The sequence below is a fragment of the Streptomyces griseorubiginosus genome (assembly GCF_017614965.1).
GTDB classification, from domain to species: domain Bacteria; phylum Actinomycetota; class Actinomycetes; order Streptomycetales; family Streptomycetaceae; genus Streptomyces; species Streptomyces griseorubiginosus_B.
In genome coordinates this window covers 1-944 of the sequence record NZ_WVUG01000677.1, presented here as the reverse complement: position 1 = coordinate 944, position 944 = coordinate 1, and the positions used below count along the sequence as shown (strand labels likewise).

Genomic DNA, 944 nt, shown 5'->3' with positions numbered 1-944 from the left:
CCCCGGCCCTCCCCGCCTCCGACCACGGCTTCCGCATCCATGACGTCAGCCGGCCCGAGACCGACCGCTCCGCCTCGCGCGGGATGCGGTTCGCGTTCGTCGCCGCCGGCGCGGTCTCGCTCGCCGCGATCGCGCTCGGCGGGGTCACGACCGGTGCGGCGACGGACACGGCCGCGGACGCCCGTGGCTCCGGCGCGGGCAGCAATGTGACGCCGGCGCGTACGCCGGGGACGGGGACCGCGACGACGCCCGAGAGCCAGCGGCGCCGTGGCGCGGGGCCCCTGCTCACCCAGGGCCAGGGCGGTCGCTCGCTCGGCGACACCCCGGTGGCACCGACCCAGGTGTCCGCACCGCTGCTGCCGGGCGTACCCAGCCCCGCCGCGGCGGACCAGACCGTGCACACGCTGACGGCGCCCGTCGTGGCCGGCGCCGCGGTGATGTCCCCGCTCATACGTCCGCTCAGCATGACCTCGCCGCTGACGCTGACCTCGGGGTCGGCGCGGCCCGAGGCCACGACGCCCCTCCTCGCCGCACCCGTCCCCGACGCGACCCCCACCGACCCCGCTCGCTGACCGGCCCCTGCGCCTCCGCCAGGGAACCTGGTTGAATCCACGGTGAACCGCGTCTGCGCCCTGTGTCGCCGACGCGGAACCGACAAACCGCGTCCGCGACGGGCTGCGCCGCGGTCACCTGTGGGGAGATCATGAACGAGGGGAAGCCCACAAGGCCGAAGTGGTGGCACCGGGGGGTTCGCGAGACGGGCCCCGACCACGCGGACGCGCCGCCGACGGATCCGCCGCTCGCCCCGACGCCGACACTGACGGAACCGGAAGCCCATGGCGATGCGGGCGGCGACTTCCGTCTGGCACTACCGGCCCAGGACCGGGACCCGGCTGCGGCGGTACGCGAGGGTGACTTCGAGTTGGCGCGCCCGGTAGCGGGGG

General features: G+C 76.3%; 2 pseudogenes. Both read left to right on the top strand.

Annotated features, from left to right (window positions below):
• Nucleotides 1-572: pseudogene (locus GRC12_RS44700) on the top strand (zf-HC2 domain-containing protein); the annotation flags it as partial.
• Between the two features lie 131 nt (nt 573-703).
• Nucleotides 704-944, top strand: a pseudogene (locus GRC12_RS44695) (DUF2841 domain-containing protein); the annotation flags it as partial.